The following is a 24,134-nucleotide window of genomic DNA, read 5'->3' as shown; positions in this document are numbered from 1 at the left end:
TCACCCCAGCGGGGCGGGCGGGGTGCCGTTACCGAAGGGACTGCCGCCCAGCGCTTCTCGCCCGTGCGGGGTGTTCCAGTTCGCGAGGTCCGGCCCCTTCGGCACGATGCCGGACGGGTTGATGTCCCGGTGCACCTGGTAGTAGTGCCGCTTGATGTGATCGAAGTTCGTGCAGTCGCCGAACCCCGGCGTCTGGTACAGGTCGCGGGCGTACGCCCACAGCACCGGCATCTCCGAGAGCTTCTCGCGGTTGCACTTGAAGTGGCCGTGGTACACCGGGTCGAATCGGGCGAGGGTGGTGAACAGTCGGACGTCGGCTTCGGTGATCGTGTCGCCGACCAGGTAACGCTGGTTCTCGAGTCGCTCCGACAACCAGTCCAACCGCCCGAAGAGCTGGTCGTAGGCGGCGTCGTACGACTCCTGCGAGCCCGCGAAGCCGCAGCGGTACACCCCGTTGTTGACGTCACGGTAGACGAGGGCGTTCACCTCGTCGATGTCCGCGCGCAGGTCGGCCGGGTACAGCTCCGGCGCGCCCTCCCGGTGGAAGTCGGTCCACTCGAGTTCGAAATCGATGGTGATCTGCGGGAAGTCGTTCGTGACGACCGCGCCTGTCGGCACATCGACGATCGCGGGCACGGTGATGCCCTTCTCGTACCCGGGGATCCGCCGGAAGTACGCCTCCTGCAGTCGCGGGATGCCGAGGACCGGGTCGACCCCGCCCGGGTCCAGATCGAAGGTCCACGAACGCTTGTCGTGCGTCGGCCCGCACACGCCCATCGAGATCGCGTCCTCCAGCCCCAGCAGACGCCGCACGATGATCGTCCGGTTGGCCCACGGGCAGGCGTACGAGACGACCAGTCGGTAGCGTCCGGCCTCGACCGGATATCCGTCGGCCCCGTCGCGGGTGATCCGCGTCTCGATGTAGCGGGTGTCGCGTTCGTACGGCTGGTCGGGCGTGACGTAAGTGTTCTCTTCGGGCGTGTTCTCTTCGGGGCTGGTGGCTTCCGGCTCGTTCGCGGTCATGACTCCACCATGTCACCGGCGGCGCGCCACGGCACTACATCCCTTCGAATGCCCGGCCCAGTTCGGTGTCGACGTCGATGATCCGCGCCTTGCGGATCTCCGGCTTGTCGATCTCGGTCTCGACGAACTTGGCGATCACCCGGCGGATCTCGTCGTCGACCTGCGCCAGATTGCGGATGATCTCGCCTCGCATGTTGCGCGAGTTCACATCGACGAAGACGTCGCGCGGACGCGGGGGGTCCACCTCGATCCGCAGCTGCAGCGGGGTCGCGCACCGCACGGTCAACGGCAACGTGACCAGTCCGTCGACGTCGTACCGGATCCGATCGACCTTCAGGTCGATGGTCAACGCGATGTGGAGGGGCAGTTTGACGACGAACGTGATCAGCTGCCCGACCTCGCGCGTGATCTCCGGATCGGCGACCCGCACCTTCGCCTTGACCTTGACCACGCCGGCCGGGCCGGAGCCGATCGGTCCGACCTCGAACTCCTCGCCCGCGATGGAGGCGAAAGCGCTGCCGATCCGCTCGGCAGTCACGGCGATCTCGAAGAAGCGGCGCCCGAACTCCTCGTACGAGAGATAAGTCGGCTCGACTCCGTCCGCTGCACCGGCATCGATAGCGGCATCGGGGACGTCGCCGCCGGTGTCGGTCGCTCGGCCGTCGTACGCGGCGCCGTCGATCGCCGCCTCCATCGACTCCACCGCTTCGACGAGCTCGGCCACCTGGTCATCGCCCAGTTCCAACTCGGATGCGGGCCGATCGGTCTCGGCTTCGCGGTCAGGTTCGGCCGTCTGATCGGCGGGGGTGCTGTTGTCCGACACGCACTCATCCTTCCCTATCGGGCGTGAAGTTCGTAGCCCGGAACCGCCGCGGCCCCACTCCCCGCCCCGTCCCGCCCGGATTTCGACGTCACCGACATCCTCGCATCCGGGGCGCGGCGGTGCTTGCTCAGCGGGTTCTCAGATGACACGGTTGAGCGATGACTGGCGCACTGCAGACCGTCCGGGCCAAGCGCATCGCCGGAGTGCGCCGATCCCTCGCGGCGACGACGCTCGCCGTCGCCGTGTGCACCGCGCTCGCGGGCACCGCCGAGGCCGCTCCGGCGCGTCCCCCCGCGCCGCATCAGGTGGCGAGCGCCCCCTACGGCGCCCTGTTCGCCCTCGGCGCACCGGTCTACGAGCGGGTCATGTTCATCAAGGAGCCCGACGCCCACAGTCGGACCATGATCATGCGCCGGCTGCACCGCCCCACCGACGGCAAGCGCGGGAGCGCGCGGTACGTCTTCCTCGGCGATCGACTGCCCGAGTCGTTCCTGGTCAGCGAAGACTGGAGCCGCAACGGGACGCCCCAGGGCCTGGTGGTCCCGTTGACTCGCAAGTCCCGGGGCCGACCACCGACGCCGCGGTACCAGTCCGTCACGACCATCTCCGGTCCGGTCGGCGAGATCCGCGCGATCGCCTGGTCGCACCGTTACCTAGGCTGACGCGCCGTCGCCGCTCCGCGGCCTCGCACGCGGCCGCCGGCCTCATCCCCCCAGCCTCATCCCGCCTGCATCATCCCGCCAGGATCACCAGCCTGCCGGTGGTGCGCGTCATCGACACGTACCGGTCGACCGCGCCGGTGACGTCGTCGCCGAACCGTGCCGGTTCGATCAGGACGACCAGGTCGAACTCGAGTCCCTTGGCCTCGACCGGCTGCAGGGAGAGGGTGCGGTCGCCGCCGGAGTAGCCGGGGTCACCGATGACGCACGCCGTCCCGCCGTCGTGCTCGATCCGCCACCGGTGCAGGATCTCGTCCCGGGCGGCCAGGCGGTCCCGGATCACCGGCAGCCCGCCGGTTCGGATGGATGTCGGGATGTCGACGTCGGGGATCGCCGCGCGAATCGCCGGTGCGGCCACGTCCATCACCTCCTGCGGGGTCCGGTAGTTCACCGACAGCGTGGTGCGCCGGACGGTGCCGAGCCCCACCTGTCGCATCCGCTCCTGCCAGGTCTGGGTGAAACCCGCCCGCGCCTGGGCGCGGTCGCCGACGATCGTGAAGCTCCGCGACGGGCACCGCGCCAGCAGCATCTGCCACTGGGCGTCGGTCAGATCCTGCGCCTCGTCGACCACGATGTGCGCGAACGGGCCTGCCAGCGGGTCGTCCTCCGGTGTCGGCAGTCCCGCCTCGTCGACGATCACCGACTGGATGTCCTCCGCGCGCAGCATCGAGACCAGCCCCTCCCGGTCGTCGGCGGCCATCAGCTCGTCGACGACCTCGTCGCGCACCCGCTGCTGTGCACGCAGCTCGGCGTGACAACGCTGCCGCAGGCGCGCGCGTTCCGGATCGCCGAGGCGCCGGCGGGCCGCATCGAGAAGCGGCAGGTCGGCGGCGGTGACGGGCGACCCCTCGGGGCGCCGGAGGCGGCGCCGCTGCGCGGCGGTGAGCCACGGGGCGCACCGGTGCAGGTAGGCCGGGACCGACCACAGGTCGGAGATCAGGTCCTCGGGATCGAGGATCGGCCAGGCGCGCCGAAGTGCCGCCCGCAGTTCCGGGGCCTGCTCGAGCGCGACCCGCACCCGCTCGTCGGCGCCTTCGGTCTTCGCGACGACGACATCGAGCAATGCCTCCCAGAGTTCGTCGCGCACCTCGTTGTGCGCCGACCCGCGTTCGATGCAGGCGAAGGCCTCCGCCCAGTCCGCCGGCCCGACCTCGAGGTCGAACCACGCGGTCTCGACGAGAACGGTCTCGGTCGGTGGCTCCTCGTAGAAGGTGACGGCCGGTTCGACGGCCGCGACCATCGCCGCGGTCTCCTTCAAGCGGGCGGCCGCCGAGTCGGTCTCCGGCGCGGCGGCCGCACCGCCGGGCACCAGATCGGCGAGCGTGCACGTCGACACCCCTTCCTCCCCGAGCCCGGGCAGGACGTCACCGATGTACCGCAGATACGTCCGGTTCGGTCCGACGACGAGGATCCGGCCGCGGTTGCCCTGCAGCCGCGGATCGGCGTAGAGCAGGTACGCGGCCCGATGCAGCGCGACGACCGTCTTGCCGGTGCCGGGTCCGCCGTCCACCACCAGCGGTCCTCGCGACGAGGCGCGGATCGCGGCGTCCTGGTCGGCCGCGATGGTGCCGAGCACCGACGTCATCGTGGGCGAACGGCGGGCGCCGAGGGCCGCGATGAACGACGACTGACTGTCGAGTGCCGCTGTCGCCGCCGAGTCGGGGTCCATCGTCAACGACTCGTCCCAGTAGTCGATGATCATCTCGCGCGACCATCGGTATCGGCGGCGGCTGGTCAGTCCCATCGGGTCGGCGAGGGTCGCGGCGAAGAACGGGCCGGCGTCCGGGGCGCGCCAGTCGACGAGCAGTGCGGTGCCGTCGGCCTCCGCCAGTCCGATCCGCCCGATGTAGGTGACGGTGCCGTCGTCGGCCACCGTTCGTCCCAGGCAGAGGTCGGCCCCGAATCGCGAGAGTCTGCGGATCTGTGCGCTCAGGGTGCGGATCTCCTGGTCACGCTCGACACCGTAGCCGACTCGGACGTCGGTGGACCGGCGGGCGACGTCGAGCCGCGCGGTGAGGTTCGCGAGCTGAGAGCTCAAACGTGCGGCGATCCGCGCGAGATGTCGTTGATCGAACCCGATCAGGGCGGGGTCGGCCTTGTCGGTCAAGTGTTGGGGCAGGGCGAAGAAGTCAGTGGTCACAGGTGCCTCCGGTCGACGAGGCGACCATTGTGCACCCGTGCCCGGGCCTTGCCGCAAGGCCCGGCGTCGGCGTTACGATGAAAGGGGAACAGGAACTCCCGGCCGACGAGACGGCGGGTTCGGCGGCGTCAGCGGTTCGAGTTCGGCGGCGTCAGCGGTTCGCGATCAGCGGCACCGACTGCTCGTCGTCGGTCCATGCCCCGTGGTGCCCGACCAGTTTCGACTCCATCGGTTCCCGGGCCGGGCAGGTCAGTACGCTCGTGCCCTGCGCGACGGCGATCACGTCGCCGATCCGCTGTCTGATGACCGGGGTCGGCGGCGTCCGGCCGAACCAGTGTTCGTCGAGCGCCTGCTCGCGGGTCACCACCTGTGCGTGGGCGCCGAGCCGGGCCGACCATCGGGCCGCGACGTCGGCGGCCGCCTCCGGCGCGGCGTACACGTGCCGCACCCGTGCTTCGCCCGCGATCAGCCGCACGCCGCGGCGCAGTTCCGGGTCGGCGTCCAGGTCCACCGCGGTGCCGGCCCGGATCATGCCGTGGTCGCCGGTGATCACCAGCGTGCAGGTCTCGGGCAGGTCGGTGAACAGGTCGGCGACCACGCCGTCCACCGCGGCCAGCACGGCGAGCCATTCGGCGGACTCCGGTCCGAACAGATGCCCGTTCATGTCCAGATCGGGGAAGTAGGCGTACGCGAAACGGCGGGTGGGACCGTCGTGCCGGGCGACGGCCAGGATCCCGTCGCGGACGGTGTCCAGGGAGTCCGCCGCATGCAGTTCGCCTGCGGCCCGGAACGACGCCCTCGTCAGACCTGATCTGATCTGGTACCCGGGAACCACGTAGTGGACGTCGATCCCCGCCGCGGCGAGGCGCTCGACGGCGCTGGGGACCTGCTGAAACTCCTCGGGCGGGTGGCTCCTGCGGGCGTCGGCTCCCTCGGCGTCGCCGGTCCGCCAGCGCAGCGCGTTGAAGTTCTCCGGACCGTCCGCACCCGGGACGGCGAAGCTGTAGCCGATGATTCCGTGGGTGGCGCAGGGCGCGCCGATCGCCAGACTCGACAGGCTCGTCGCGGTGGTCGCCGGAAAGCCCGCGTCGATCGTTTGCCGCAGGTGCGCCGCCAGCGTGGGCGCGACGTCGGCGTTCCGGCGCAGCAGTTCGGCGCCGAGCCCGTCGATCAGGAGCACGACAACATCGCGCGCAGGTGTCACGTCCAGAAGGTCGGTCCGGTCCCCCGCGGGCTGATCGAGGGCGACGGCGACGGACGGCAGGACGTCGGCGAGAGTGTGGCGCATGGCGTCCACTATGCCCCGCCGCCACCTCGCCCGCGGCACCTCGCGGGCACCGGCCCGATCGCCCGATTCCCGATCGCCGGCTTCGCAAACGCAGGCTTCGCGATCGCTGGACTACCGTGGGGCCATGACCTCGCGCGCCGAATCAGCCCCCGCTCGCGCGCACCGCACCGCTTCGATCGCCGAACTCGACGAGTTGGTCACCCAGTGCCGTGCGTGTCCGCGCCTGGTGGCGTGGCGAGAGGAGGTCGCGCGCGTCAAACGCGCCTCCTTCCGCGACGAGACGTACTGGGGTCGGGCCGTCCCCGGATTCGGGCCCGACGACGCCCGCATCCTGATCGTCGGGCTCGCACCCGCCGCCCACGGCGCCAACCGCACCGGACGCATGTTCACCGGCGACCGCAGCGGCGACTTCCTCTTCGCCGCCATGCACGCCGTCGGCCTCGCCTCGCAGTCGCACGCCGTCTCCGCCGACGACGGGCTGAGGCTGATCGACACCCGGATCACCTCGCCGGTGCACTGTGCGCCGCCGGCCAACAAGCCGACCCCCGACGAGCGCCGCCGCTGCGCGCCCTTTCTCCATCGCGAACTGGAGTTGCTCGCACCGACCCTGCGCGTCGCCGTCGTGCTGGGGGGCTTCGGCTGGCAGGCGCTGATGTCCGCCCTCGACGAAGGCGGCTGGGCGGTGCCCCGCCCGCGCCCGAAGTTCGCGCACGGGGCCCGCGTCGTCGTCGATCATCCGGACGGCCGCAGCCTCACCGTCCTCGGTTGCTTCCACGTCAGTCAGCAGAACACGTTCACCGGGCGGCTGACCCCGCAGATGCTGCAGGAGATCCTCGTCGAGGCGAAGTCCGCGGGGTGAGCGCCGGGCGGCCGGGCTCAGCCGAGTTCGACCAGCACCACGCCGAGACTGATGATCGCGATGCCGACGACCATGCGCGCGGTCAGCGGGTCGCGCCAGATGGCGCGTGCGAGCAGGGCGACCATCGCGATCCCGACCGCCGACCAGATCGCATAGGCGGCCCCGATCGGCATTCCGGCGGCGAGCGCCATCGCCAGACACCCGAACGACGCCAGATAGCCGATGACGATCGGAATCCCCCAGATCCGCTTCCGGAAACCGTCGCTGGCGCGCAGGCTCAGGGTGGCGGCCAGTTCGGTCGCGATGGCCAGCGTCAACCACAGATATCTCACTTCCCCGCCTCCATCTCGCCCGCCTCCATCTCGCCCGTCTGCCCTGCGCCCGTCTCCTCTGCGCCCGCGTGATCTGCGCCCGTCGCGACTGCGCTCTCTCCGCCGACTCGGGAGTCCGCGTCACCGCTGTGGACCACCGCGACGCCGACGACGATGACGGCGATGCCGATCACGGCCGTCGCACTGAGCGTCTCACCGAAGATCACCGCTCCGAGCAGTGCTGTCGCTGCGACTCCGACGGCGCCCCACACGCCGTACGCCATGCCGACCGGCATCCCCGTCCGCAGGGTCAACCCCAGCAACACGAAGGCGGCCGCGTACCCGACGACGACGCCGATCACCCAGATCGGCCGGTCGACCATCGCGCGGAGCAGCATGGTGCCGGTGACCTCCGCGACGATCGCGCCCGTCAGGAACAGCCACTTCCGCACCGCTGACCTCCCACACCCTCTGCTCGTTTCGATGATGAATCGCATTCCACGCTAGGGCTTTTCGGCAGCCCCACCGGCGCCCCGCTGGGACGGGGCGAATCCGTTCGGCGGCCGCCCGCATTGTTCTACGCTTCAAGTACCTTGCACTATTCCCAGAGATCGTGAGAACAGGCGCCCTATGGAAGTGACTCCGCGCGGAGTTCCCGACCGACCGCTCCCGCCCATCGCCCCCGACGCAGACGATCGGGCGCCGATCGAGCTGTGCTGCCTGCTGTGGGCGCGTCCCGATCGGGAGGCGGCGCTGGCGGCCTACGAGGACCGCGTCCTGGCGCTGCTCGCCGACCACGGCGGCGAGTTGCTGTCTCGGGCCCTGGGTCCCGGAACCGACGACACACCCCATGAGACCCAGTTCATCCGACTGCCCGACAGCGCGGCGCTCGACGCCTTCCTCGGCGATCCGCGCCGACGCTCGCTCGCGGCCGAACGCGACCGCGTCACCCGCCGGACCGTGCTCTATCCGATCCGGTTCGCGGTGCCCCCGCAGGAGTCGTGACCGCCTGCCGGACGTTGCGGCCGAGGTCTCGTCGGCCCCGGCGCGGGAGGTCGGTCACCGCGCTGCGCGGTGACCACCTACCGTGTAGGGGTGGAACCAGTGCTCGCGGCAGGGGCGGTCATCGTCGACGACGACGGCCGAGTCTTGATGATCAAACGCGGACACGCGCCGGAGAAGGGCCGCTGGTCGGTGCCGGGCGGACACGTCGAGCCCGGTGAGACCATCGCCGAGGCCGCCGTCCGCGAGGTCTTCGAGGAGACCGGACTTCAGGTGCGCGTCGGTGCCGAACTCTGGTGCGTGACCGTCCCGTACGGCGACGGCGAGACCTTCGAGATCCACGATTTCGCGGCGACCGTGATCGGCGGCGAGCTGATGCCCGGCGACGACGCCGACGAAGCGCGGTGGATGACGGCCTCGCAACTGGCGGCCGTGCCGCTGGTCGCGACGCTGGCCGACTGTCTGCGCTCGGCGGGCATCCTGCCGGCGGAGCCGACGGTCGCGCAGGTCCGACGATGAGCCGCGTGATCGGCGGTGCCCGCACCCGGCGGCGCACCCTGATGCTGTTGCCGGTGCTGCTGCTGTGTGCCGTCGCCGCACTGCTGGCGGGCTGCGGGTCGGGCGACGAGGGCGGTGACGGCGGCGTCCTCCGGATCGGCACCGAGGGAACGTACGCGCCGTTCAGCTACCACGACCCGGCGACCGGTCGCTTGACCGGCTACGACGTCGACGTGGCGAAGGCCGTGGCCGCCGAGTTGGGGATGCGTGCCGAGTTCGTCGAGGCCCCGTGGGATTCGCTGTTCGCGGCGCTGAGCGCCGACCGGTTCGACGTGGTCGCCAACCAGGTGACGATCACCCCCGAACGGCAGGCACTGTACGCGATGTCGACGCCGTACGCGGTCGGCGAGGGTGTCATCGTCACGCGCGCCGACGACTCGTCGATCACCTCCCTCGCCGATCTGCGCGGGCGCACCTCGGCGCAGACCGCGACCAGCAACTGGACGGGCGTCGCTCGCGACGCAGGCGCGAAGGTCGAGACGGTCGAAGGCTTCACCCAGGCCATCACCCTGCTGCAGCAGGGGCGGGTCGACGCCACCGTCAACGACAGCATCGCCGTGTACGCCTATCTCGCCGAGACCGGCGACAAGTCGGTCAAGATCGCCGCGACCACCGGGCAGAAGAGCGAGCAGGGCTTCGCGGCGGTCAAGGGCAGCCCGCTGATCCCGCGGATCGACGGCGCGCTCGAGAAGCTGCGCACCGACGGCACGCTGGCGGCCATCTCGCAGCGCTATCTGAAGGCCGACGCGAGCGGCAGCGCACCGACGACCCCGCCGCAGCGCAGTTCGTGGTCCCTGATCGGCCACAACCTGTGGCCGATGGCCAAGGCGACGATCACCACCACCATCCCGCTGGCGGCGGTGAGCTTCGCGATCGGCCTGGTCATCGCACTCGTCGTCGCGTTGGCTCGCTTGTCGGACCAGCCGATCGTGTCGCGGCTGGCCCGCGCTTACATCTCCATCATCCGCGGCACCCCGCTGCTGGTGCAGTTGTTCATCATCTTCTACGCGCTGCCCGAGCTCGGCTTCAAAGTGCCGCCGCTTCCCGCTGCGGCCATCGCCTTCTCACTCAACGTCGGCGGCTACGCGGCCGAGATCATCCGCAGCGCGATCATCTCGGTCCCGGACGGACAGCGCGAGGCCGCACAGACGATCGGAATGAACTATGCGACGACCATGCGCCGGATCATCCTGCCGCAGGCCGCCCGCATCGCCGTGCCGGGACTGTCGAACACGCTGATCTCGCTCGTCAAAGACACCTCGTTGGCCTCGACCATCCTGGTCACCGAACTGCTGCGGGTGGCCCAGATCGCCGCGGCGCCGACCTTCGAGTTCTTCGCCCTCTATCTGACTGCGGCCGTCTACTACTGGCTCGTGTGCCTGGTCCTGTCCATGCTGCAGGGCCGGCTGGAGACCCGACTCGGGAGGTTCATCACCCCATGACCGAGCTGATCCGCGTCGACGGACTGACCAAGTCGTTCGGCGCCAACACCGTCCTGCGCGGCATCGACTTCGGCGTCGAACCGGGGTCGGTGACCGCGGTGATCGGCCCGTCGGGATCGGGGAAGACGACGCTGCTGCGTTCGCTCAACGCCCTCGACATCCCCGACGCGGGCGTGCTCCGAGTCGCGGACGCGACGATCGACTTCGGCGGCGCGTACACCAGGGCCGACCTGGTCCGGTACCGCAGCCAGAGCGGGTTCGTCTTTCAGAACCACAACCTGTTCCCGCACAAGACGGTGCTGCAGAACATCATCGAGGGACCGGTCATCGTGCAGCGGCGCCCGGTCGCCGAGGCCACCGCCGATGCGCGACGCCTGCTCGAGAGCGTCGGCCTCGCCGACCGCGCCGACGACTATCCGAGCCAGTTGTCGGGCGGTCAGCAGCAGCGGGTCGGCATCGTCCGCGCCGTCGCGCTGAACCCGCGGGTGCTGCTCCTGGACGAGCCGACCTCGGCGCTCGACCCGGAGCTGGTCGGCGAGGTGCTTCGGGTGATCCGAGATCTGGCCGCGCAGGACTGGACGATGGTCGTGGTGACGCACGAGATCGCCTTCGCCCGTCAGGTGTCCGATCAGGTCCTGTTCATCGACGGCGGCGTGATCGTCGAGCACGGCGCGCCGGAGGCGGTCATCGACCGTCCCGGGCACGAGCGGACCGCGGCGTTCCTGCGCAGACTCACCGATCCGCTCTGACCCGGTCGGCGCGCGTGTAGACGTTCATCGAGTCGCCGCGCAGGAAGCCGACCAGGGTCAGCCCCGCCCGCCGCGCCAGATCTGCGGCCAGCGACGAGGGCGCCGACACCGCGGCCAGGATCGGGATGCCCGCCATCACCGCCTTCTGCACCAGTTCGAAACTCGCCCGACCCGACACCTGCAGGACGGTGTTCGCCAGCGGCAGCCGATCCTGGAGCAGCGCCCAACCGATCACCTTGTCGACGGCGTTGTGGCGGCCGACGTCCTCGCGCACCACGAGCACGTGCCCGGTCCGCAGGTCGAACAGGGCCGCGGCGTGCAGTCCGCCGGTGCTGTCGAATGCCCGCTGCCCGTCTCTCAGGTGCTCGGGCAGTTCGGCTAGCACGCTCGCATCGACCGAGGCGGGGTCGGCGGCGACGTCGAAGGTCGACGTCTTCTCCACGGCGTCGATGCTGGTGGTGCCGCAGATGCCGCACGCACTGCTGGCGTAAAAGTTGCGCGAGTCGTCGGGTGCGGGCACCACGGCGCCCTCCCCCAGCGCGATGTCGAGGACGTTGTAGGTGTTGGTGCCGGAGCCCCCGCTGCCCGGACCGCCGCAGTGGATCGCGGCCACGAACTGGGCGGGCGTCGCGATGACGCCTTCGGCGACGAGGAATCCGGCGGCGAGTTCCACGTCGTTGCCCGGGGTGCGCATGGTGACGACGTACTCGCGTCCCCCGAGCCGGATCTCGAGCGGTTCCTCGACCGCCAGCAGGTCCGGACGCTGGGTCGGCGGTCTCCCGACAATCAGCTTCGTCACCGGCCACCTGGCCGTAATCCGTCCCACAGGCCCCAGGGTAGCCGCAGTGCACGACCGATAGAGTCGCCATGGTGCGCACCCCAGAGACTCCCGTCGACAGAATCCCGGCCGGTGCCCTGGTGGTCGCCGCGGTCTTCAGCGTGCAGTTCGGCAATGCGATCGTCGGCTCGCTGTTCGACCGTGTCGGTCCGTTCGGTGCGGCGTCGCTCCGGCTCGGCTGCGGCGCCCTGATCCTCCTGGCCCTGGTGCGCCCGGCGGTGCGCGGATGGCCACGGCACACGTGGCTGGGCGTGCTGCTGCTCGGCCTTGGCCTGGGCGGGATGAACCTGTTCATCTATCTGGCCATCGACCGCATTCCGCTGGGCGTGGCCGTCACCATCGAACTGATGGGTCCGCTCGCGGTCGCCGCCGTCGGCAGCCGCCGTCTCCTCGACGCCGGCTGGGTGCTGCTCGCGGTGCTGGGCATCGTCATGCTCGGCGTGCAGGGCGGCGGAGCGCTCGACGCCGCCGGAGCCGTCTTCGCCGCGGTCGCCGCGAGCTGTTGGGCGCTGTACATCGTCGCCTCGTCGCGGCTCGGCGCGCGCGTGTCGGGAGTCGACGGGCTGGCTGCGGCCATGGTCGTCGCGGCGATGGTCATCGCTCCGCTCGGCGCCTTTCAGGCGCTGCCCGCGGTGACCGCCGACCCGGTCCTGGTGGCCGCCTTCGCCGGCGTCGCCGTTCTCACCTCGGTGATTCCGTACGCCCTGGAGTTCACCGCGCTCAAGCGGATGCCGACCCGCGTCTTCGGCGTCCTGTCGAGTCTAGGCCCCGCGGTCGCCGCGGTGGCCGGGCTCGCGGTGCTCGGACAGTCCCTCACCGCCTTGCAGATCGGGGCGATCGCCCTGGTCGTCGTCGCCAGCGCGGGGGTGGTGATGACCTCACGACGCCGGTGAGCTCAGCGTCGACCGACGCGCCGGCCGGCCGACGCCGCTCCGTCACGGCTCAACCGGCGGATCAACACCGCCACCAACACGACCTGGACGACGGCGAAGAAGACGTGGAACAGATAGTGGTAGACCGGCGCCGACTGCTCGGGCGCGCCGACCGTCGGTAGCATCGTGACCAGGGCGATCACCATCATCACCCAGGCCCACACGATCATCACCCAGGCCGTCGGTGTCCGGGTCCGGACCATGGACCCGAACACGCCGAGAGCTAGATAGACCACGGCGGGGATGAACTTCACGTAGTCGGAGGCCGGACTCATCGACAGTTCGACGAAACTGTGCCCGACGACCGAGGCCGCCGAGACGAGCACCAGCGCGATCACCACGACGTCCTGGCGAGTCCGCACTGCGCCGCGGACCGACGCGTCACCGTCGACCTCATTCGAGCGCACCGCCACTGTGAGCATCCGTCCTCCCGTCGCGGGACGTCGTCTCGAGCACACTGCTGCAGATCGAAGTCCCCCCGCATCCGTCCCAGATAATGACATGACGAAGCCGCGTGACAAGGGCCCAAAGTACCGAGGTGATGTGAATCTCGTGCCACCGCCGGTTGCATCTACGCAAACGGTACAGTTTACTGTCGCGATGTACTTCGTTCAGACGACACGGCGCATGGTCGCCGGGATCATGGCGGCATCGATCGCCTCGATGGCTCTCGGCGCGGCACCGGCCTCGGCGAGGCCGACTCCCCCGACCTCCTGCCTCATCGACGCCTCGAACGATGCCAGAACCGTCGCCTCCCTGATGAACGGCTGCAGCACCGAGGAGATCCTCGCGCTGTTCGCGAAGGCTCCGGTCGGCACCCGCCCGGTGGGCCGGAAGACGTTGTCGTTGCTGCCGGTCTTCCAGCTCCGCGGCGACCACCTCCCCTACGACGCCGCCAAGGCCTTTACCCGGGCGCAGAGCACGCTCGGCGACGCCCTCACCTTCACCACCCGGCAGGGCGAGCCGTGGGTGTACAAGAACTACGCGTGGGGACGCGACGCGGGCGCCCCCGTCGTCGAAGGCACCTCGCGTGTCGACGGCGGCCCCGTGTACGCGGCCGACTTCTCCCGCGACTTCAACGGCCTGCAGATCAGCCTGCACGAATACCGACAGCTGACTCCGGGCGTCTGGATCGCGCGCGACATCGGCGGCGGCTCCGGCCGCACCGACACGCCCACCGGGGGTGTGATCGCCCTGCACTGACACCCCGCGTGCTGATCACACCGGAATCTGCGCCCCCAGCACCACCACCTGCTGGCGCGGCAACCGGAAGTGATCGCTCGCGTCGGACGAGACGTGGGAGCTGGCGAGGAAGACTCGTTTGCGCCAGCTCGCGAGCCCGGGCTCGTCGCTCAGGCGCATCTCCACCGTCGACAGGAAGTACGTCGCGTTCGCCAGGTCGACGTCGGCGGGGGTGTCGTCGAGTGCGGCCAGCGTCGCGGGCACGTCCGGCGGATCGGCGTATCCGAAGCGGATGATCATGCCGCGCACACCGTCGGCCCCCATGCCGAGGTCGATCCGCCGGACCCGCTCGGCGGGGTCGACCCGGGGAGTCGTCGCCACCTCCACCGACACGATCAGCACGTGCTCGTGCCGGACCCGGTTGTGGTCGACGTTGGCGCGGAAGGCGAGCGGGGCGCTCGCCGGGTCGCGGTTGAGGAAGACCGCCGTCCCCTCGACCACCGTGGCTTCGCGACGGCCTTCGCGAAGGGAGGCGAGGAACTCGTCGACCGGGCCCTCCAGCGCGCTGCGCCGCGCCGCCACCAGCAGCCGGCCTCGACGCCAGGTGGTCATGATGACGAATGCGGCGATCGCGATCACCAGCGGCAGCCACGCACCGTGGACGAACTTGGTGATGTTCGCGGCGAAGAACAGGACGTCGACGGTCAGCAGGAATGCCGCCGCAGGCAGCAGCGCCCACCACGGGATCCGCCAGCGATGGCGTGCCACCACGAAGAACAGGATCGTGGTGATCGCGATCGTCCCGGTCACCGCCATGCCGTAGGCGTAGGCGAGGGCCGACGAGCTGCGGAACGCGAAGACCAGCGTGATGACCGAGACCATCAGGAACCAGTTGAGCCACGGCACGTACACCTGCCCGTACTCGCGGTCGGAGGTGTGCAGCAGCCGCAGTCGGGGCATGTACCCCAGCTGTGCGGCCTGCGAGGCGACGGAGAAGGCCCCGGAGATCACCGCCTGCGCGGCGATCACGGTGGCCATCGTCGTCAAGATCACCAGGGGGATCTGGCCCCAGCCCGGACTGAGCAGGAAGAACGGCGCACTCACGTTCCGGACGTCGTGAAGGATCAGGGCGCCCTGCCCGAGGTAGCAGAGGGTCAGGGCGGGAGCGACGATCGCGATCCACGCCGTGGAGATCGGCTTGCGGCCGAAGTGCCCCATGTCGGCGTACAGCGCTTCGGCACCCGTCACCGCCAGGACCACGGCTGCGAGGGCGAAGAAGGCGATGTGGAAGTGCCCGGTGACGAAGCCCAGCGCGTACGTCGGCGACAAGGCCCGCAGGATGCCGGGCTCCACCAGGATGCCGCGGACGCCGAGGACGCCGATGACGACGAACCAGACCGCCATCACCGGACCGAAGAGCCTGCCGACTCGGCCGCTGCCGAACCGCTGGAGCAGAAAGAGCACGAAGACGATGACCGCGGTCAGCGGGACGACCCAGGAGTGCAGACGCGGATCGACGACCTTGAGGCCTTCGACGGCGGACAGCACGGAGATCGCGGGCGTGATGATGCTGTCGCCGAGGAACAGCGCCGCGCCGAGGATCCCGAGCGCGGACAGCCACACGAACAGGTGCGGTCGGATCGACCCCGCCCACCGCTTCAGCAGCGTCATCAGCGCCAGGATGCCGCCCTCCCCGTCGTTGTCGGCGCGCATCGCGAGCAACACGTAGGTGACGGTGACGATGATCATGATCGACCAGAAGATCAGTGAGATGACGCCGTACACGTTGTTGACCGTCGGCGCGATCGGATGCGGATCGTGGGGGTCGAACACCGTCTGGACGGTGTAGATCGGGCTGGTTCCCAGGTCGCCGAAGACCACCCCCAGCGCACCGACCACCATCGCCGCCTTCAGCGGCGACACGACCCGTGAGGTCTCTTGAGACATTCTTGCGACGCTACGCGGTTCGGGCTTGGGATGTGCTGAGCGTTCGAATTCCGATGCTAGGCTTCCTGCAACAATGTCGCAGCAAACACGGGATGTGCCTTGGCAGCCGGGATCGTGACCGCAGACCGATCCGACACCCGGCCGAACCCTCGGCTCACTGCACACTCCCGGCGCCGCGGCCGACTGTGGATCGTCGGCCTGACCGCGGTCGCCGTCGTCAGCGTCGTGATGAGCATCGGCATCGGCCCGGCCGACATCAGTCCCGCCACCGTGCTGCGGATCCTGGCCCATCACCTCGGGCTGTCGGTGGACCCCGACTGGACCCCCGCCCAAGAATCCATCGTGTGGCGGCTCCGGGTGCCACGGGTGCTGCTGGCCGTCGGTGTCGGCGCGGGCCTGGCGGTGTGCGGGGCCGCGTTGCAGGCGATGGTCCGGAACGTGCTCGCCGACCCCTACGTGCTCGGCATCTCCTCGGGAGCCTCGACCGGCGCCGCCGGCGCGATCCTGTTCGGGTACGCGGCCGGCGCCGGCCAGTACGCACTGCCGTTCGGCGCCTTCGTCGGCGCGCTGGCGGCGTCACTGCTGGTCTTCGCGCTGGCCCGCGCCAACGGCCGCGTGACGTCGATCCGGCTGCTGCTGTCGGGGATCGCCGTCGGCTACGCCCTGTCTGCCGCTACCAGCTTCCTGATCTTCGCCTCCGACGATCCCGAGGGCTCCCGGTCGGTGATGTTCTGGATGCTCGGCTCACTCACCCTCGCGCACTGGGACGCGATCCTGGTGACCGTGCTCGTCGTGGTCGCGCTGACGACGCTCCTGGCGAGGATCTGGGCACCCCGGCTCGATGCGCTGACCGCAGGCGACGAGACCGCGTTCGCGCTCGGGGTGCGACCGGACACCGTCCGACTGCAACTGCTGCTGGTGGTGTCCCTGTGCACCGGCGTCTCGGTGGCGGCGGCAGGAGCGATCGGCTTCGTCGGGCTGGTCGTCCCCCACCTGGGTCGCCGCATCGTCGGTGCCGCGCACGCCCGCCTGGTGCCCGTGTGCGCCCTGCTCGGAGCCGTCCTGCTGATCTGGGCCGACGCACTCGGACGCGTCGTGATGCAGCCGCGCGAACTGCCCATCGGCATCATCACCGCCATGGTCGGCGCCCCCTTCCTGGTCATCCTGATCCGCCGGATGACCGTCTCGCACGCCCGCTGAGAGCCGCCCGCGCGGCGCTTCGGCCGCCGCGAGTCCCCACGAGAGAAAGGCCATCGTGCACAGTGCCGCCAGAACCCTTCAACTGCTCGCCCTCGCCGTCGGCGCCGTGATCGGCGTCGCCGGGTGCGCCTCGTCGACGGCCGTCGACTCCGGTCGGGCGCCGGCCGGCTTCCCGATCAGCGTCGAGAACTGCGGAGTCGACGTCACCTTCCAGACGCCACCCGAGCGCGTGCTGCTGCTGGAGAGCGCGCCGGTGACGATCCTCGATGGAATCGGCGTCTTCGACCGCGTCGTCGCACGCGCCGGGTCGTTTCCGGCCGAGTACTACCCGGCCGAGGTCGCCGCGAAGGTGAACGCGGTGCCCGCGCTGACCGACAAGATGAACTCGTCGGGCCACCTGATGATCTCGCAGGAGGAGGTCCTCTCCCAGAGCCCCGATCTGGTCCTCGCCCTCCCGGAGGGCGTGTCGCGCCAGGCCCTGCACGATGCGGGCGCCAACGCGCTGATCCAGCAGGTGTTCTGCCCCGGAGCCCCAGCCCCCGCATCGTTTCAGACCCTGTACGACGAGATCGGCCGTTACGGTCGGGTGTTCGACCGTCGGACACAGGCCGAGGGGTTGGTCGCCGACCTGCGTGCCCGCGTCGCCGACGTCGAACGACGCTCGGCCGGCGCACCCCAGCGCACGGCCGCGGTCCTGTATCCCACGGTCGGCGGCGGCACCACCTACGCCTACGGTCGGGGCAGCATGGCGCAGCCGCAGCTCACCGCGTTGGGACTGACCAATGTCTTCGGCGACGTGCCCGAGCGGGTCTTCGAAGTCCAGCCGGAAGAGTTGATCGACGCCGACCCGGACGTGGTGATCCTGCTGTACCAGGGATCCCCCCGCGGGGTGAGGCAGGCGCTGACCTCGCTTCCGGGAGCGGAGTCGATGGCGGCGATCACCGGCGGGCGAGTCATCACTCAGCTGTTCAACTTCACCGAACCCGCGTCGCCGCTCACCGTGCGCGGCCTGGAGATGCTGGCCGACGAACTGGACGGGCGCTGATGGATCGGGCGCAGATGGATCCGAGACCGGCTGCCGCCCTGTTCGAGGTCGAGTCGGTCAGCCTCCGCTACGGCCGCACGCCCGTCCTCGACGACGTCTCCTTCTCCACCCGGCCCGACGAGGTGCTCGGACTCGTCGGACCGAATGGAAGCGGCAAGACGACCCTCCTGCGCCTGCTGCACGGTGCCTTGCGGCCCGACGCGGGCAGCGTCCGGTTCGCCGGGCGCGAGGTGGCCGCCGTGCCCCGGCGGGAGATGGCCCGCAACGTGGCGGTGGTGGTCCAGGAGCCGCCCGGCGACCTGGAGCTGTCCGTCGCCGAGACCGTGCTGATGGGCCGACTGCCCCATCGCCGTCTGTTCGACCGCGGGGCGGCCGCCGACGAGGCCTTGGCGGTCGAGGCGCTGGACCGGGTGGGTGCGCTGCATCTGGCCGACCGCGGCCTCACGGAGCTGTCCGGCGGTGAGCGACAGCGAGTTCTGATGGCCCGCGCGCTGGTTCAGCAGGCCCGCTGCCTGCTGCTGGACGAGCCGACCAATCACCTCGACGTCGGTTTCGCCCACCAGCTGTTGGCCCTCGTCCGCGATCTCGGGCTGCCGACGATCGTGGTGCTGCACGATCTGAATCTGGCCGCCCGCTACTGCGACCGGATCGTGCTGCTGGCGAACGGGCGCGTGCTCGCGCACGGTGCCCCGGCGGCCGTGTTGACCCCCGAACGCGTGTCGGCGGTCTACGGCGTGGGCGCCGAGTTCGTCATCGCGGGCGACGGCACCGGGCAGCTCCTGTTCGACTCCGCGCGGGTGGCGCCGGCCGACACCACGGTGTAGCCGCCGGTCACCGCCTTCCGATGAGCCGCAGGCTCATCGCGGTGCGCCCGGCTGCTCCCGACCGCTCGTGCAGGCGCCGCAGACTCCGACGAGCGTGCTGCGGTTCGGGTCGAAGACGAACCCGGTGGCCGCGAGGATCGCGGCCGAGGCGCCGTCGAACGTGTCGACCGCCAGTGCGCCGACGGTTCCGCATCGGCCGCAGTGGACGTGCAGGTGGCTGGGCGTCACCAGGTGATAGGCGGTCGCGCCGCCGGGGTCCTGGCGGTGCGAGACGATCCCCGCGGCCGCGAAGGCCTCCAACGCCCGGTACACCGTCGCTCGATGCACGCCGTCCTCACGCACGAGTTCGGCGACCTCATCGGCGGTGAGATGCTCGTGCTGCCGCGAGAGCACCTCGAGCATCTCGCGCCGGGCCCGCGTCACGCGCTCACCGCGCCGGGACAGTTCGGCGATCGCCTGCGCGACCACCGACGCCCGATCCGCGGCGTGGTGTTCGTGGTGACGCGCAGTCATCGGGGGCGCGCCCTACTCGTGGGTGTGGAAGTAGCCGCCGCCCTCGGCGTCGGCGTCGGCGTGGAAGTGCGGCGCCATGGGCCCCGGGTCGGTCGGCACGTGCTCGCCTGCGTGGAAGCGGGACCGCAGATCACGGACCCAGTCGCACAGCAGCGCCACCGTCTCCGGCTGCTTGCGCGAGAGCCCGAGCACCGGCCGTCCCTCCCGACCGGCGCGGGCATCGGCGAGCATCTGATCGACGTCGACGTCGACGTAGGGGCCGAGGTCGACCTTGTTGACGACCAGCAGATCGGCTCGGCCGATGCCCGGACCGCCCTTGCGGGCCACATCCCCGCCGCCGGCGACGTCGAGCACGAACAGCTGCGCATCGATCAGCGACGGCGAGAAGGTGGCGGTCAGGTTGTCGCCGCCGCTCTCGACGAAGACGATGTCGAGGGGCGCGAAGTCGCGTTCGAGGTCTTCCACCGCCAGGAGGTTCATCGTCACATCGTCGCGGATCGCGGTGTGCGGGCAGGCGCCGGTCTCGACGGCGCGGATGCGCTCGTGCGGCAGCACGCCCTCCGAGCGCAGGAAGCGGGCGTCCTCGTCGGTGTAGATGTCGTTGGTGATGACACCGATCCGGAACTCGTCCGACAGCGCCCGGCACAGGGTCGCGATCGTCGAGCTCTTGCCGGTGCCGACCGGTCCGGCGACGCCGATGCGGAGCGACCGGGTCGGCGCGTGTTCGGTGGAGCGGGTCGAGGGCTGCGTGTCGGTCATGGTCGACTCCTGTCTGTTCTGGTGCGCCCGATCGGGTGCACCTGATCGTTGGGTTGGCTCGTCGGTTCGGGGCGCCGGCGGTCGGGGGTGTGTCGGGCAGAGGCGTGTCGGTCGGGGTGTGTGGCGGTCAGCGGCCCGGCCGCCAGGCGGGGCCCAGTCGGTGCAGCGCCTCGTCGAGGGCGGCGGCAAGCGCCAGGTTGTCGGCGGCGACGGCGCTGGCGACCACCACGTCGTCGTCGACGCCGACGCTGACGGTGTTCGCGTCGATGAGGTCGCTGCGGTCGCGGCCGAGGCCGGAGCCGGGATCGACCACCACCATGGTGCCCACCGCCTTGGCTCCGGCGCTGACCGACGGGCTGTCCCAGCCGGGGTGGCGCGGCCCCGACCGCAGATCCTGGTCGTAGACCGGGACGCCGTCGCGCGTCACCCGGACCCGCTGGGCGATGTTGCCGGGAGCCTCCCGGTGGCGGCCCACGATCAGCTCCTCCCGCAGGTAGAAGCGGGCCGTCCCGGCCAGCGCGACGGTGATGGACTGGCGGTGATCGCATCCCCGCGCGGCGATCACCGGTTCGGGCATCCAGATGAGGGTGGCGCCGTCGTCGACGCGGACGCTGAAGACCGCTTCGGAGGCGTGCCCGCCGGTGCCGGGCAGGGCCAGCGTCGCCGAGATCTCGTTGAGGACCAGGACGGCGCCGGGTCCCACCCGGACCTCCAGCGACAGCCGATCGCCGCCCAAGGGTCCGGCGGTGCCGGCCGAGACGGAGACTCGGGCCGCCGCCGAGGTGCCCCGCGTCCACGGTTCGGGCGCTTTCGGGTGCGTGGGCCGGAGCACGTACGGCCCCTCCGACCGCAGTCGGGTCAGCCGGTCCACTCCGTCGCGGCGTTCGCAGTGCAGGACGGCACGGGCGGTCATCGAGGCCGACGACGGTCCCGGCGTCGTCTCGCGGGCGAGATCGGAGGCACGGGCGAGGTCGGGTGCGAGGTCACGAGGCAAAGAGTCGCACCCCCTGGGCCGCGTGGTGCTCGGCGACGACGTCCGACAGCGGCGCCGAGTAGGCGGGCAGGTCGGCGGGATCGGCGGTGGCCTCGGCTGCGGCGGCGACGGCGATCTCGTCGAGCGGTCCGAGCAGGTCGGCCAGGACGCGATGGGCGTGGAACGGGTCCACGCTCATCAGCTTCACCACCGCCATCGCCGGTCCGGTCACCGTCTCGTGCAGGATGCCGCGGGCGGCCTCGAGCGGTTGCATGCCGAGCATCGCCGCCGCCGCCCCGAACGCGATCGGATGATCGAGTCGTTGCGGAAGCCGCGCCTGCAGCGGATGCGGCGCGATCGCGGTGAGCGCACGCATCAGCTGGCGCCCGAGGGACTGCGACACCGCGCGCAGGGCGGGCGACGGGGTGCGGGCGCGATACTCCGCGTCCAGTCGTGCGACGCGGGCGACGTCGTCGTCGAGACAGGCCCGGCACGCGGCCGCGGCGAACGCCGCCGAGACCGCGCCGCCGGTGAAGGCCCGGCCGGTCAGGAAGCGGGCGAGGTCGGTCAGGTCGGTCACCTTGCCCAACCTCACCGCCGACTCCAGGCCGCCCGAGTGCGCGTAGCCGCCGGCGGGCAACCGTCCGTCGGCCAACAGCAGCAGCGCCTGCATGCCCGCACCCGCGGGCGGCGCACTCGGGCGGGCGGTGATCTCGGTGTCTGTCATCAGAACAGGAAGTACCTCTGCCCCATCGGGACCTCCGAGGTCGGCCGGTGCTCGATGAGCTCGCCGTCGACGGTCACCCCGTACGTGTCGGGGTCGACCTGGATCGACGGCATCGCCGTGTTGAGCGGCATGTCGGCCTTGGTGAGGTTGCGGACGCTGTCGATCGCGACCAGGTCGCGCTCCACTCGCAGCCGGCTCGCGAGCCCGTCGTCGACGGCCGCCTGCGACACGAAGGCGACGCTGGTCGACGACGCGGACGGGCTGTAGCTGCTGAAACCGGGACGCAGGAGCACCGGTCGCGGGGTGGGGATGGACGCGTTCGGGTCGCCGAGCGCCGCCGTCGCGGCCATTCCGCCCTTGATGACGGTGTGCGGGCGGACGCCGAACATCGCGGGCTGCCACAGCACGAGGTCGGCCATCTTGCCGATCTCGACCGAACCGACGTGCCGGTCGATGCCGTGCGCGACCGCCGGGCAGATCGTGTACTTGGCCACGTAGCGTCGCACCCGATTGTTGTCGGCGCGACCGTCGCCCGGCAGTGAGCCGCGCAGCCGCTTCATCTGATGCGCCGTCTGCCAGGTGCGCAGGATGACCTCGCCGATGCGCCCCATCGCCTGGGCGTCCGAGGACATGATCGACAGTGCGCCCATGTCCTGCAGGACGTCCTCGGCGGCGATGGTGCCGGGGCGGACTCGACTCTCGGCGAAGGCGAGGTCGTTGGGCACCTGCGGGTTCAGGTGGTGGGCCACCATCACCATGTCGAGGTGCTCGTCGACCGTGTTGACCGTGTAGGGCCGGGTCGGATTGGTGGACGCCGGAAGGACATTCGACTCCGCGGCGATTCGGATGATGTCCGGCGCGTGCCCGCCGCCCGCCCCCTCGGTGTGATACGAGTGGAAGGTCCGGCCGTCGACCGCGCGCAGCAGGTCTTCGACGAAGCCGGCCTCGTTGAGGGTGTCGGAGTGGATCGCCACCTGCACCCCCGATTCGTCGGCCACCCGCAGGGCGGCGTCGATCACCGCCGGTGTGGCACCCCAGTCCTCATGGACCTTGAAACCGCCGGCGCCTGCGCGCAACTGCTCCCACATCGCCTCTTCGGACATGGTGTTGCCGCGACCGAGCATGAGGTAGTTGACCGGCAGCGGTTCCATGCTCTCGAACATCCGGGCCAGCCACCAGGAGCCCGGCGTGGCCAGCGTCGCCTTGGAGCCCTCGAACGGTCCGGTGCCGCCGCCGACCATCGTCGTGGTTCCGGTCGCCAGCGCCAGCTCGAACATCTGGGTGCCGACGAAGTGCACGTGCGTGTCGACGGCGCCTGCGGTCAGCAGCAGGCCGTTGCCCGCCATCACCTCGGTCGACGGTCCGATCACCAGCGCCGGGTCGACCCCGTCCATGGTGTCGGGGTTCCCGGATTTGCCGATCCCGCAGATCCGCCCGTCGCGGACGCCGACGTCGGCCTTGATGATGCCCCAGTGATCGATGATCACCGCTCCGGTGATCACCAGGTCGGGGGTTCCCTCGGCGCGGGTGGCGCACGACTGCCCCATCGATTCGCGGATCGACTTCCCGCCGCCGAAGACCGACTCGTCGCCGCCGCCGGAGCGGTCCTCCTCGATCTGGATCACCAGGTCGGTGTCGGCGAGCCGGATCCGGTCGCCGACGGTGGGACCGTACGAGGCGACGTACTCGACCCGTGGGATCTCAGCCATCCAACTCTCCTTTGCACAGTCCACGCAGGCCGCGGACGATCCGACGACCGCGGATGGGTACCAGCTCCACTTCGACGACGGCGCCCGGCTCGAAGCGCACCGCGCCGCCGGACAGCACGTTCAGCCGTTGCCCCCACGCCTTGCCCCGTTCGAAGTCGAGGGCCGCGTTCACCTCGTAGAAGTGGAAGTGCGAGCCGACCTGGATCGGTCGGTCCGCGGTGTTCGCCACGCGCAGGGTGGTGACCGGCAGTCCGTCGTTGATGATCACCGGACCGCCGGCCAGGAAGATCTCGCCCGGCACGATCGGCGTCGTGTCGGGGATCGTGGGCGCCGACCGCAGGGGCGCCTGCCGTTCGCCGGTGCCGGGGCGCCGCGGCTCGCTCGGGTTGCTCAGCCCCGACGAGTGCGATCGGTCGGCCGCGCTCGTGAACTTGCCGCGGTCCGGGCTGCCCTCGCCGGGGTACTCGCGACCGGGGTAGTCGCTGGGATGCTCGGGCTCGTCGGGATCGCGCTCCTCGACGGGCGGTCGGGGCGCGCCTTCGATCGTCCCCTCCAGGGGGACCTCGGGCGT

26 protein-coding genes are annotated in these 24,134 nt (G+C 70.6%); 11 read left to right on the top strand and 15 right to left on the bottom strand.

The features are described 5' to 3' along the window. Together AAFO60_RS13805 and AAFO60_RS13800 are read right to left on the bottom strand one after the other, a co-directional pair. Positions 1-1,023: a glutathione S-transferase family protein gene (locus tag AAFO60_RS13805; protein ID WP_347956789.1), complete on the bottom strand. Its 1,023-nt coding sequence runs from the start codon at positions 1,021-1,023 to the stop codon at positions 1-3. A 34-nt stretch (positions 1,024-1,057) separates the two neighbouring features. Beyond that, positions 1,058-1,642, bottom strand: a complete 585-nt coding sequence (locus AAFO60_RS13800) for a hypothetical protein (protein ID WP_347956868.1) — start codon at positions 1,640-1,642, stop codon at positions 1,058-1,060. 362 nt (positions 1,643-2,004) lie between these two features. Between AAFO60_RS13800 and AAFO60_RS13795 the strand changes: the two genes are divergently transcribed. Then, a complete protein-coding gene (locus tag AAFO60_RS13795; protein WP_347956788.1) occupies positions 2,005-2,508 on the top strand; it encodes a hypothetical protein in 504 nt (167 codons plus the stop codon). 70 nt (positions 2,509-2,578) lie between these two features. Here the strand turns inward: AAFO60_RS13795 and helR are convergent, their stop codons facing one another. Next, entirely contained in the window at positions 2,579-4,705 is a 2,127-nt protein-coding gene (helR, locus tag AAFO60_RS13790) for an RNA polymerase recycling motor ATPase HelR (RefSeq protein WP_347956787.1), read from the bottom strand. 151 nt (positions 4,706-4,856) lie between these two features. Further along, the gene (locus AAFO60_RS13785) at positions 4,857-5,993 is read right to left on the bottom strand and encodes an alkaline phosphatase family protein (protein WP_347956786.1); all 1,137 of its coding nucleotides are present in this window, start codon (positions 5,991-5,993) and stop codon (positions 4,857-4,859) included. A 124-nt stretch (positions 5,994-6,117) separates the two neighbouring features. On the opposite strand from AAFO60_RS13785, the gene AAFO60_RS13780 reads away from it, so the two are divergent. Then, positions 6,118-6,852 (top strand): uracil-DNA glycosylase, encoded by a 735-nt coding sequence (locus AAFO60_RS13780; protein ID WP_347956785.1) that lies wholly within the window; start codon positions 6,118-6,120, stop codon positions 6,850-6,852. A gap of 17 nt (positions 6,853-6,869) precedes the next feature. Here AAFO60_RS13780 and AAFO60_RS13775 read toward each other — a convergent pair whose 3' ends face one another. Together AAFO60_RS13775 and AAFO60_RS13770 are read right to left on the bottom strand one after the other, a co-directional pair. Continuing rightward, a complete protein-coding gene (locus tag AAFO60_RS13775; RefSeq protein ID WP_347956784.1) occupies positions 6,870-7,184 on the bottom strand; it encodes a DMT family transporter in 315 nt (104 codons plus the stop codon). After that, a complete protein-coding gene (locus AAFO60_RS13770; protein WP_347956783.1) occupies positions 7,181-7,615 on the bottom strand; it encodes a DMT family transporter in 435 nt (144 codons plus the stop codon). Before AAFO60_RS13770 ends, AAFO60_RS13775 begins: the two co-directional genes overlap by 4 nt. Before the next feature lie 178 nt (positions 7,616-7,793). On the opposite strand from AAFO60_RS13770, the gene AAFO60_RS13765 reads away from it, so the two are divergent. The 4 genes from AAFO60_RS13765 to AAFO60_RS13750 all read left to right on the top strand — a co-directional run bounded on the left by AAFO60_RS13765 (position 7,794) and on the right by AAFO60_RS13750 (position 10,914). Further along, positions 7,794-8,168: a hypothetical protein gene (locus tag AAFO60_RS13765; RefSeq protein ID WP_347956782.1), complete on the top strand. Its 375-nt coding sequence runs from the start codon at positions 7,794-7,796 to the stop codon at positions 8,166-8,168. A gap of 90 nt (positions 8,169-8,258) precedes the next feature. Continuing rightward, entirely contained in the window at positions 8,259-8,684 is a 426-nt protein-coding gene (locus AAFO60_RS13760; RefSeq protein WP_347956781.1) for an NUDIX hydrolase, read from the top strand. After that, entirely contained in the window at positions 8,681-10,165 is a 1,485-nt protein-coding gene (locus AAFO60_RS13755; protein ID WP_347956780.1) for an ABC transporter permease subunit, read from the top strand. The genes AAFO60_RS13760 and AAFO60_RS13755 overlap by 4 nt, the downstream gene beginning before the upstream one ends. Further along, positions 10,162-10,914: an amino acid ABC transporter ATP-binding protein gene (locus AAFO60_RS13750; RefSeq protein ID WP_347956779.1), complete on the top strand. Its 753-nt coding sequence runs from the start codon at positions 10,162-10,164 to the stop codon at positions 10,912-10,914. The genes AAFO60_RS13755 and AAFO60_RS13750 overlap by 4 nt, the downstream gene beginning before the upstream one ends. Here AAFO60_RS13750 and fdhD read toward each other — a convergent pair. Further along, positions 10,898-11,740, bottom strand: coding sequence for a formate dehydrogenase accessory sulfurtransferase FdhD (gene fdhD, locus AAFO60_RS13745; protein ID WP_347956778.1), 843 nt, complete (start codon positions 11,738-11,740; stop codon positions 10,898-10,900). The genes AAFO60_RS13750 and fdhD overlap by 17 nt on opposite strands. A 44-nt stretch (positions 11,741-11,784) precedes the next feature. On the opposite strand from fdhD, the gene AAFO60_RS13740 reads away from it, so the two are divergent. Next, complete coding sequence (locus AAFO60_RS13740) at positions 11,785-12,645, top strand: EamA family transporter (protein WP_347956777.1); 861 nt, start codon at positions 11,785-11,787, stop codon at positions 12,643-12,645. 2 nt (positions 12,646-12,647) lie between these two features. Here AAFO60_RS13740 and AAFO60_RS13735 read toward each other — a convergent pair whose 3' ends face one another. Beyond that, positions 12,648-13,106 carry a hypothetical protein gene (locus AAFO60_RS13735; protein WP_347956776.1) on the bottom strand — a complete coding sequence of 153 codons (459 nt, stop codon included), beginning with the start codon at positions 13,104-13,106 and terminating at the stop codon, positions 12,648-12,650. A gap of 178 nt (positions 13,107-13,284) precedes the next feature. Here AAFO60_RS13735 and AAFO60_RS13730 point away from each other — a divergent pair, with 178 nt between their 5' ends. Then, the gene (locus AAFO60_RS13730) at positions 13,285-13,887 is read left to right on the top strand and encodes a hypothetical protein (protein ID WP_347956775.1); all 603 of its coding nucleotides are present in this window, start codon (positions 13,285-13,287) and stop codon (positions 13,885-13,887) included. Between the two features lie 15 nt (positions 13,888-13,902). Here the strand turns inward: AAFO60_RS13730 and AAFO60_RS13725 are convergent, their stop codons facing one another. Beyond that, positions 13,903-15,813: a potassium transporter Kup gene (locus AAFO60_RS13725; RefSeq protein WP_347956774.1), complete on the bottom strand. Its 1,911-nt coding sequence runs from the start codon at positions 15,811-15,813 to the stop codon at positions 13,903-13,905. Positions 15,814-15,927: 114 nt separating this feature from the next. On the opposite strand from AAFO60_RS13725, the gene AAFO60_RS13720 reads away from it, so the two are divergent. The 3 genes from AAFO60_RS13720 to AAFO60_RS13710 are packed head-to-tail and all read left to right on the top strand — an operon-like array spanning position 15,928 to position 18,882. Further along, positions 15,928-17,013, top strand: a complete 1,086-nt coding sequence (locus tag AAFO60_RS13720) for a FecCD family ABC transporter permease (protein WP_347956773.1) — start codon at positions 15,928-15,930, stop codon at positions 17,011-17,013. Positions 17,014-17,068: 55 nt separating this feature from the next. Next, on the top strand, positions 17,069-18,058 hold the full coding sequence (locus tag AAFO60_RS13715; RefSeq protein WP_347956772.1) for an ABC transporter substrate-binding protein: 990 nt from the start codon (positions 17,069-17,071) through the stop codon (positions 18,056-18,058). Positions 18,059-18,072: 14 nt separating this feature from the next. Next, positions 18,073-18,882, top strand: a complete 810-nt coding sequence (locus AAFO60_RS13710; protein WP_347956771.1) for an ABC transporter ATP-binding protein — start codon at positions 18,073-18,075, stop codon at positions 18,880-18,882. Positions 18,883-18,915: 33 nt separating this feature from the next. Here AAFO60_RS13710 and AAFO60_RS13705 read toward each other — a convergent pair whose 3' ends face one another. The 6 genes from AAFO60_RS13705 to AAFO60_RS21015 form a co-directional block, all read right to left on the bottom strand. After that, on the bottom strand, positions 18,916-19,395 hold the full coding sequence (locus AAFO60_RS13705; RefSeq protein ID WP_347956770.1) for a Fur family transcriptional regulator: 480 nt from the start codon (positions 19,393-19,395) through the stop codon (positions 18,916-18,918). A 12-nt stretch (positions 19,396-19,407) separates the two neighbouring features. Then, positions 19,408-20,154 carry an urease accessory protein UreG gene (gene ureG / locus AAFO60_RS13700; RefSeq protein WP_347956769.1) on the bottom strand — a complete coding sequence of 249 codons (747 nt, stop codon included), beginning with the start codon at positions 20,152-20,154 and terminating at the stop codon, positions 19,408-19,410. Positions 20,155-20,281: 127 nt separating this feature from the next. Further along, positions 20,282-21,148, bottom strand: coding sequence for an urease accessory protein UreD (locus AAFO60_RS13695; protein WP_347956768.1), 867 nt, complete (start codon positions 21,146-21,148; stop codon positions 20,282-20,284). Next, a complete protein-coding gene (locus tag AAFO60_RS13690) occupies positions 21,138-21,854 on the bottom strand; it encodes an urease accessory protein UreF (RefSeq protein WP_347956767.1) in 717 nt (238 codons plus the stop codon). Before AAFO60_RS13690 ends, AAFO60_RS13695 begins: the two co-directional genes overlap by 11 nt. Then, positions 21,854-23,563, bottom strand: coding sequence for an urease subunit alpha (locus tag AAFO60_RS13685; RefSeq protein WP_347956766.1), 1,710 nt, complete (start codon positions 23,561-23,563; stop codon positions 21,854-21,856). Before AAFO60_RS13685 ends, AAFO60_RS13690 begins: the two co-directional genes overlap by 1 nt. Then, on the bottom strand, positions 23,556-23,867 hold the full coding sequence (locus AAFO60_RS21015) for an urease subunit beta (protein ID WP_424308235.1): 312 nt from the start codon (positions 23,865-23,867) through the stop codon (positions 23,556-23,558). The genes AAFO60_RS13685 and AAFO60_RS21015 overlap by 8 nt, the downstream gene beginning before the upstream one ends. Positions 23,868-24,134 lie beyond the last annotated feature (267 nt).

It is taken from the genome of Gordonia aichiensis (genome assembly GCF_039946255.1).
GTDB lineage: Bacteria > Actinomycetota > Actinomycetes > Mycobacteriales > Mycobacteriaceae > Gordonia > Gordonia aichiensis_A.
The sequence above is the reverse complement of the archived record's forward strand: the minus strand, read 5'-3'. Positions and strand labels throughout refer to the sequence as shown.

Excerpts from the sequence above, each read along its gene's own strand:
- AAFO60_RS13685 (WP_347956766.1), bottom strand. The coding sequence starts at position 23,563 with ATGGCTGAGATCCCACGGGTCGAGTACGTCGCCTCGTACGGTCCCACC.
- ureG (WP_347956769.1), bottom strand. The coding sequence starts at position 20,154 with ATGACCGACACGCAGCCCTCGACCCGCTCCACCGAACACGCGCCGACC.
- AAFO60_RS13780 (WP_347956785.1), top strand. The coding sequence starts at position 6,118 with ATGACCTCGCGCGCCGAATCAGCCCCCGCTCGCGCGCACCGCACCGCT.
- AAFO60_RS13690 (WP_347956767.1), bottom strand. The coding sequence starts at position 21,854 with ATGACAGACACCGAGATCACCGCCCGCCCGAGTGCGCCGCCCGCGGGT.
- AAFO60_RS13725 (WP_347956774.1), bottom strand. The coding sequence starts at position 15,813 with ATGTCTCAAGAGACCTCACGGGTCGTGTCGCCGCTGAAGGCGGCGATG.
- AAFO60_RS13730 (WP_347956775.1), top strand. The coding sequence starts at position 13,285 with ATGTACTTCGTTCAGACGACACGGCGCATGGTCGCCGGGATCATGGCG.
- AAFO60_RS13735 (WP_347956776.1), bottom strand. The coding sequence starts at position 13,106 with ATGCTCACAGTGGCGGTGCGCTCGAATGAGGTCGACGGTGACGCGTCG.
- AAFO60_RS13710 (WP_347956771.1), top strand. The coding sequence starts at position 18,073 with ATGGATCCGAGACCGGCTGCCGCCCTGTTCGAGGTCGAGTCGGTCAGC.
- AAFO60_RS13705 (WP_347956770.1), bottom strand. The coding sequence starts at position 19,395 with ATGACTGCGCGTCACCACGAACACCACGCCGCGGATCGGGCGTCGGTG.
- AAFO60_RS13750 (WP_347956779.1), top strand. The coding sequence starts at position 10,162 with ATGACCGAGCTGATCCGCGTCGACGGACTGACCAAGTCGTTCGGCGCC.
- AAFO60_RS13755 (WP_347956780.1), top strand. The coding sequence starts at position 8,681 with ATGAGCCGCGTGATCGGCGGTGCCCGCACCCGGCGGCGCACCCTGATG.
- AAFO60_RS13805 (WP_347956789.1), bottom strand. The coding sequence starts at position 1,023 with ATGACCGCGAACGAGCCGGAAGCCACCAGCCCCGAAGAGAACACGCCC.
- AAFO60_RS13795 (WP_347956788.1), top strand. The coding sequence starts at position 2,005 with ATGACTGGCGCACTGCAGACCGTCCGGGCCAAGCGCATCGCCGGAGTG.
- AAFO60_RS13765 (WP_347956782.1), top strand. The coding sequence starts at position 7,794 with ATGGAAGTGACTCCGCGCGGAGTTCCCGACCGACCGCTCCCGCCCATC.
- AAFO60_RS13785 (WP_347956786.1), bottom strand. The coding sequence starts at position 5,993 with ATGCGCCACACTCTCGCCGACGTCCTGCCGTCCGTCGCCGTCGCCCTC.